Source organism: Umezawaea sp. NPDC059074, assembly GCF_042738955.1.
Taxonomy (GTDB): domain Bacteria; phylum Actinomycetota; class Actinomycetes; order Mycobacteriales; family Pseudonocardiaceae; genus Umezawaea.
On sequence record NZ_JBHYHC010000118.1, the window covers coordinates 22,576 to 30,021 of the forward strand.

The 7,446-nt window shown below is 70.6% G+C and carries 4 protein-coding genes; 1 reads left to right on the top strand and 3 read right to left on the bottom strand.

Features of this window, described 5'->3' with window-relative positions; translation table 11 throughout:
• Positions 1 to 15 precede the first annotated feature (15 nt).
• Positions 16 to 1,461 (top strand): discoidin domain-containing protein, encoded by a 1,446-nt coding sequence (locus tag ACFWW9_RS35785; protein ID WP_390386726.1) that lies wholly within the window; start codon positions 16 to 18, stop codon positions 1,459 to 1,461.
• On the opposite strand, the gene ACFWW9_RS35790 is transcribed toward ACFWW9_RS35785, so the two are convergent.
• Genes ACFWW9_RS35790 through ACFWW9_RS35800 form a run of 3 tightly spaced genes read right to left on the bottom strand, consistent with a single transcriptional unit; the run spans position 1,449 to position 7,019 of the window.
• A complete protein-coding gene (locus tag ACFWW9_RS35790) occupies positions 1,449 to 2,600 on the bottom strand; it encodes an ROK family protein (RefSeq protein WP_390386727.1) in 1,152 nt (383 codons plus the stop codon). The two genes, ACFWW9_RS35785 and ACFWW9_RS35790, sit on opposite strands and share 13 nt — an antisense overlap.
• A gap of 58 nt (positions 2,601 to 2,658) precedes the next feature.
• Entirely contained in the window at positions 2,659 to 4,338 is a 1,680-nt protein-coding gene (locus tag ACFWW9_RS35795; protein ID WP_390386728.1) for a ThuA domain-containing protein, read from the bottom strand.
• A gap of 14 nt (positions 4,339 to 4,352) precedes the next feature.
• On the bottom strand, positions 4,353 to 7,019 hold the full coding sequence (locus ACFWW9_RS35800) for a carbohydrate-binding protein (RefSeq protein ID WP_390386729.1): 2,667 nt from the start codon (positions 7,017 to 7,019) through the stop codon (positions 4,353 to 4,355).
• Positions 7,020 to 7,446 lie beyond the last annotated feature (427 nt).

The window sequence follows — 7,446 nt, forward strand, 5'->3', positions numbered from 1 at the left end:
TGAGGAGCGATACCCGTGCGACGTCTACTCGGCATCGGCCTGGTCCTGCTGGCCCTGCTCTCCGCCACGACGGCCACCACGGCCGTCGGCGAGCCCCGCGCGCAAGCGCTGTCCACCAAGACCCACCTGTTCTACTACCCCTGGTACGGCGGCACTTCGACCGGCTACCGGCACTGGACGCAGGGCGGGCACACTCCGCCCTCGGACGTCGGCGCGGACCTCTACCCCGTGCTCGGCGCGTACGACTCGGGCGACACGGCCGTGGTGAACCAGCACATGGCGTGGATCCAGCGCTCCGGCGCGGGCACGATCGTGGTCAGCTGGTGGGGCCAGGGGTCGTACGAGGACACCCTGGTCCCCCGGCTGCTGGACGCGGCCGCGCGGTACGGGATCAAGGTCGCCTTCCACCTGGAGCCGTACGGGACGCGCACGGCGGCGTCGACCGTGGCGGACATCGACTACATCAACGCGCGCTACGGCGGCCACTCGGCGTTCTACCGGGACGCCGAGCACGGCAACCGGGGCGCGTTCTACGTGTTCGAGAGCCTGCGGATCGCCGACTGGACCGCGCTGGAGCAGGTCAAGGCGCACAGCATCGTGCTGGCGCAGACCACGGACACGAGCAAGGTCGCCCACTTCGGCGGGATGTACACCTACGACGCCATCGCGGGCGCGACCGCGCCGGGATGGGCGGGCGCGTCGGCGTTCTGCAAGGCCAACGGGCTCGTGTGGGCACCGTCGATCGGTCCCGGTTACATCGACGACCGGGCGGTGCCGGGCAACACCACGCCGACGCTGGCCCGCGACAACGGGGCCGCCTACGACAAGCAGTGGGGCAACGCCCTGGGCAGCAACGCCGACTGGGTGTCGATCACGTCGTTCAACGAGTGGCACGAGGGCTCGGTCATCGAGCCCGCGCGGTCGATTCCTCCCACGGGACAGGGGTACCAGACGTTCGAGGGCGCGTACGGCAAGACCGGCGCGGCGGCCGAGACGGCCTACCTCGACCGGACCGCGTACTGGACCCAGCGGTTCGGTGGCGGCACTCCCCCGCCCGCCAACCCGAACCTGGCCGCCGGGAAACCGGTCAGCGCCACGGGATCCGTGCCGGGCTACGCCCCCGCCAACGCCACCGACGGCAACCAGGGCAGCTACTGGGAGAGCACCAACGGCTCGTTCCCGCAGTCGCTCACCGTCGACCTCGGCACGACCGCGACCGTGGGCCGGGTCGTGCTGAAGCTGCCCCAGTCGTGGGGCGCGCGCACGCAGACGCTGTCCGTGCTCGGCAGCGCCACCGGGTCGACCTACTCGACGCTGGTGGCGAGCCGCGGCTACGACTTCGCGCCCACCGCGACCATCGCGGTTCCCAGTGCCACCACCAGGTTCCTGAGGCTGACGTTCACCGGCAACACCGGCTGGCCCGCCGGTCAGGTGGCGGAACTGGAGGCCTACACGACGTGACCCACGCGGCCGGGGTCCGCGATCACCCGCTGCACGACCTGGCCCGCCGCGCCGAGGACGGCGGCCTCGCCGTCGAGCCGGGACGCGGCCACCACCGGCACCGAGCGGCGCAGCCTGCCGAGTCGAGCGGCCAACGTGGTCTCGACCGCCGGGCACAGCCAGGGGAACAGCGGCACGTAGACGCCGCCGAGCACGATCCGGTCGAGGTCCAGCAGGTTCGCCGCCGACGTGAGCGCGATGCCGAGGGCACGTCCGGCGCCGGCGCACGCCCCGAGCGCGCGCTGCTCGCCGCGGCGAAGGCGGCCCACCAGGTCGGTGAGACCGCCGGGCACTTGTCTGAGCAGGGCGTCCTGGCCCGCGTACCACTCCAGGCAGCCGTGGCCGCCGCAGCGGCACGGCGGACCGGTGGGCTCGACGACGACGTGGCCGAGTTCGCCCGCGTTGCCGTGGACGCCGCGGAACAGCGCGCCGCCGACGACGAGGCCCGCGCCGATGCCGATCTCGCCGGACACGTAGAGGAAGTCCGGTGCGCCGCCGCCGAACCAGAGTTCGCCCAGCGCGGCCAGGTTCGCCTCGTTGTCGACGTCCACGGGCAGCGGCAGGTCGAGCGCGGCGGCCACGGGCACCTCGCGCCAGCCGAGGTTCGGCGCGGTGTAGAGCAGGCCGTCCTCGACCGGGCCTGGCACGGCGACGACCGCGCCCACGACGGTGAGCCCGAGGCCGCGCGCCTGGTCCACGAGGTCGAGCGCCAGCGCCCGCAGGTCGCGCAGCACGTCGACCGGTCTGGTGTCGCGGTTGTCCCGCTCCACGCGGACGCGCAGCCGGATCGACCGGGTCAGGTCGACGACGCACACGGCCAGGTAGTCGACGTTGACCTCGATGCCCAGCGCCGCCATCCGCGCCCCGCTGACCCCCACGGCCACGCCGGGGCGGCCGCGTTCCCCGCCGCGCACGACACCGGACTCGGCGACGAACCCGGCCGCCATCAGCTCCGCGACGAGCGTGGACACGGTGGTCTTGGTGAGCCCGGTCAGCTCGGCGAGCGCCGCGCGGGTGAGCGGTCCCCGCCGGTCCACCTCGCCGAGCACCAGTTCGAGGTTGCGGGTCCGGGCGGTGCCCCGCCGCGCGATGTCCGTCATGTGCCCCCTCTCGGCCGGACGCCGGTGGGCACGGACGGCGTCCGTGCCCACCGGAGTGCTACCCGAGTGTGAAGTGGTCGACGTCGAACAGGCCGCCCGACCCCGTCCCGGTGAACACGAGCACCACCTGGCCGGTCGCCGAACCGGTCAACGCGGTCGTCACCGTCGTGAAGTTGTCGAAGCTGCCGGTGTTGGCCACCGCGACCGAGCCGAGCAGCGTCCCGGTCGACGAGCCGGACCGGATCTCGATCCGGCCGCCCGCGCCGCCGGACGACACCCTTGCGGTGAACTGCCGGGCACCCGCCGTGGACACCTGGGAGTACGCCGCCCAGTCGCCGTTGTCGATGTACCCGACGGTCTGGCCGCCGACCGCCCCGCCGTGCCCGGCGGGCTGCACGCCGGACGACGACGTGTACGCCTCGCCCTGCACCTGCGTGGGCGTGACGCCGCCGAGCTCCTTGATCCGCACGTTGCGGAACGAGGTCGACCCGTCGCCGTTGTTCTGCAGGCCCACGTAACCCTGCCGCAGACTGCGCGCGGCGTCGGTGTTGGTGAAGTCGTTGACCTGCCTGCCGTTGAGGTACACCCGCAGCCGTTCACCCTCGACGAGCAGCTCGAAGGTGTTCCACTGCCCCGGCGGGTTGAGCGCCGCGTCCCGGACGGCCGCGTCCGGCGCCTGGAAGCCGTAGACCGCGCCGGTGGTGGCGTTGGCCGCGGCCGAGGCGTCGATCGCCACCTCGTGCCCGCCCGCGCCGGGGTTGGCCGCGCCCGAGGACGGGAAGCCGAGGAACACCCCGGAGTCGCCGTCGCCGGTGAGCCGCCAGTCCAGCTTGAGCGAGTACGAGCCGAACTCCTTGGTGGAGTACCAGAAGTTGCCGGGACCGCCCTGCGAGGTGAGCGTGCCGTCGGCGTTGGCGAACCCGCCGGGACCGGCTTGCGACCAGCCCGACGTGGACCCGGTGAACAGCCCGGAGTACCCGGTCTCCGGTCGGCAGTCCGCCTTGGCCGCCCCGGCGGCGTACCTGATGCCGCCGAGGAGGTGGGTGCGGAACGCCGAGTCGGCGTAGGACTCGATGGTGTGGCCGAGCCCGGTGTAGAAGGACCGGCCGGACGACTGCGCGTGGCACCAGGAGATCGGGTGGTCGGCGCCCATCGTGCCGCCGCTGTAGCTGGACTCGTCCAGCGTCGCCAGCACCTTCACGTTCGGCCGCGGGTTGGCGCGGTAGTTGTACAGCTCGTCGGTGCGGGTCCACACCGGGCCGAGGTGCGCCGACGCCGGGTGCGCGCGGTCCTCGACCTTGACGTTCACCTGCTGGATGTTCGGGTGGCTGGAGAAGTACGCCCCCACCAGCTGCCCGTAGAACGGCCAGTCGTACTCCGTGTCCGCCGCCGCGTGCACGCCGACGTACCCGCCGCCGGAGTTGACGTAGGACTCGAACGCCGACTGCTGCGTGCCGTCGAGCACGTCGCCGGTGGTGCTCAGGAACACCACGGCGGCGTACTTCGCCAGCTCGGTCGGGGTGAACGTCGCCGCGTTCTCCGTCGCGGTGACGGTGAACCCGTTGGCGGAACCCAGGTCCCGGATCGCCTGGATGCCCGCGGGGATGGAGTCGTGCCGGAATCCCGCGGTCTTCGAGAAGACCAGGACCTGGTACGGCGCTAGGGCGTGAGCCTCCGGTGTCATGACCACACCGGCCGACAGTAGTGCCGCCGCCGCGAGCACGGGGAGCTTGCGCATCGTCATCGGCCCCTTCAGCTCGAGGTGGTGAAGTAGTCGACGTCGAACGCGGAGTCCCCCGCGGCTCCCGGACCCGTGAAGGTCAGGAACAGGGGCCCGCTCGCCGAGCCGGTCAGGGTCGTGGACACCGTCTGGAACGTCTCCCAGCCGCCGGTCACCGGGACCGCGACCGAGCCAAGGACCGTGCCCGTCTGGGAGCCGGACCTGATCGTGATCGTGCCGCCGGTGCCCGCCGACGAGACCGAGGCGCTGAACGTGCGCAGCCCCGCGGTGCTCACCGTCGAGTACCCGGCCCAGTCGCCGGTGTTGATGTACCCGGCGGTCTGGCCGCCGCTGGCCGGGGCGTGCGCGGCGACCTGGACGCCACCGGTGGAGGTGAACGCCTCACCCTCGACGCGGGTGCCCACGGGGTTGCTCGTGGCGAAGGTGAAGGCGTCGACGTCGAACAGGTTGCCCTGGCCGGTCACGCCCTTGAACACCAGGAACAACGTCGTGGAACCGCTGGGCCGGTTGGACAGCGGGGTGCTCACGTCGACGAAGGTGTCCCAGTTGCCGGTGTTGGCGACCGTGGCCGTGCCGAGCAGGGTGCCGGTGGCCGAGCCCGCGCGGACCTCGATGGTGCCGCCGGGGCCGCCCGAGGAGACGCGCGCGGTGAACGACGTGGCGTTGCCCAGGACGTAGGGCGTGTAGGAGATCCAGTCGCCGTTGTCGGTGTAGCCGACGGTCTTGCCGCCCTCGGCGGTGGCGTGGTCGGCGACCTGGATGCCCTGCTGGGCCCCGAAGTGCTCGCCCTGCCGGTGCCTCGGCTGGAGGATGCTGACGCCGTGGGAGGTCAGGCCCGCGTTGTCGGTGTACTCCGCGTCGAAGACGCCGTAGATGTTCGCCGCCGCGTCGTGCTCGCCGTCGACCGGCACCGGGATCGTTCCGGAGCAGCCGGTCTTCTGGGTGATCTGGTGGCGGTGGGCGTCGTGGCCGAGCAGGTAGGTGACCTTGACCCGTGAGCAGTCGACCGTGCCGTCCTCCGGGTCGCTGGCGCTCACCTGGAACGGGACCGTGTCACCGAAGGAGAACAGGGCTCCGTTGCCCGGTAGTTGGAGGTTCACGGTGGGCGCGGTGTTGCCCGCGGTGACCAGGACGCTCGCCGAACCGGTGAGGCCGGTCGGGTCGGTGACGGTCAGCTTGGGCGAGTACGAGCCCGCCGTGGTGTAGGTGTGCGACGGGTTCGCGGCGGTGGAGGTGCCGCCGTCGCCGAACTCCCAGCGGTAGGTGAGAGCTCCGCCCTCGGGGTCGGCGCTGCCCGCGGAGGAGAAGTTGACCGTGAGCGGGATTGCCCCGGAGACCTTGTCCGCCGCGACCTTCGCGGTGGGCGGCCTCGGGGTGTTGCCCTTGTAGTCGATGCGGTACAGGGCCTGGTTGTCCGACCCGGTGCCGTAGTCGAGGACGTAGAGCGCGCCCTCCGGGCCGAAGTTCATGTCCATCACCTGGGTGCCGGACCACGGGAAGGCGTCGATGGCTCCCCTGGAGCCGTCTTGGTTCACGCCGATGGCTTTGATCCAGCGGCGGCCGTACTCGCCGGCGAAGTATTTGCCGTCGAGGGACTGCGGGAACTTGGTGGCGGAGTTGAGGTTGGGGTCGAAGCGGTAGACCGGACCGCCCATCGGGGACTCGGAACCGCTGCCGAACTCCGGGGGTGAGCCCTCGTCGCCCGCGTACTTGATCCAGGCGGCTCGGGGGACGGGGAGCTTGGCGAGGCCGGTGTTGCGCGGGGAACTGTTGGTGGGGCCGGTGGCGCAGTCGTACTTGGCCCCGGACGGGCCGCTGGGGAAGGTGAAGCGGTTGTAGGACTCCGTGGTGCTGTTGGAGCCCGTGCAGTACGGCCAGCCGTAGTTGCCCGCGCTGGTGATGCGGTCGAACTCGACCTGGCCGCTGGGGCCGCGGTTGGCGTTCGTGACGCCCGCGTCGGGGCCGTAGTCGCCCAGGTAGACGACGCCCGTTGCCTTGTCGACGTTCATGCGGAAGGGGTTGCGGAAGCCCATGGCGTAGATCTCTGGGCGCGTTTTGGCTGTGCCCGGAGCGAAGAGGTTGCCGCTGGGGATGGTGTAGGTGCCGTCGGGTTGGGGCTTGATGCGGAGGAGTTTGCCCCGGAGGTCGTTGGTGTTGCCCGAGGAGCGTTGGGCGTCGAACTGGGGGTTCCTCGTGGTGCGCTCGTCGATCGGGCTGTAGCCGTCGGAGACGAACGGGTTCGAGTCGTCGCCCGTGGTGAGGTAGAGGTTGCCCTGGGCGTCGAAGTCGATGTCGCCGCCTACGTGGCAGCACTGGCCCCGGTCGTTGGCTACTCGGAGGACGATCTTCTCGCTGGTCAGGTCTAGGGTGTTGTCGGACTTGAGGGTGAAGCGGGAGAGGTAGAGCTCGCCCTTGAACGGGGCGAACTGGGCGTCCGTACCGTCTGTGGGGGCGTCTCCGTCTGGAGTGGACAGACGTGGGGAGTAGTAGAGGTAGAGGTAGCGGTTGGTGGCGAAGTTGGGGTCGGCGGCTATGCCTTGCAGGCCCTCTTCGTCGTGGGTGTAGACGTTGAGCTTTGCGGCGACTGTGGTGGAGTTGCCTGCGGCGTTGGTGATGCGGACTGTGCCGTCGCGAGCCGTGTGGACCACCTGGCGGTCCGGGAGGACGGTGAAGGACATGGGTTCGCCTAGCTTGGCTGAGCCCACGGCTAGTTGGACCTGTTGGTAGTCGGCTGCGGGGATGTCTGCGCTGGCGGGGATGGGGAGTAAGAGGGCGGCTATCAGCAGTGACGCGCCGAAAGCCCTGGCCCACACCGGTGGGGGTTCGGACATCGAGAGTTCCTTCTTCCGGCAGGGGGCATCGACCGGCGACAGGCAGGGTGCGGGTCGTCGGGAGTGCCCTGGAGGTCGGTGCTCTTTGGTTGTGCGGTGCTCGGTGCTCGAAACTTTGGGGGGAACTGGGGGGAGCGTCACCCCACCCCGCTCGCGCAATTATTTCAACACTCTTTTTGCTTTGTCAAGGCGGGAAAGATGCCTTGACAAAGCAAATTGTGTGCGTTGTCGATTATTATCGGGGTGGGGAGAGGGGGCTGGTTGTAGCTTTTGT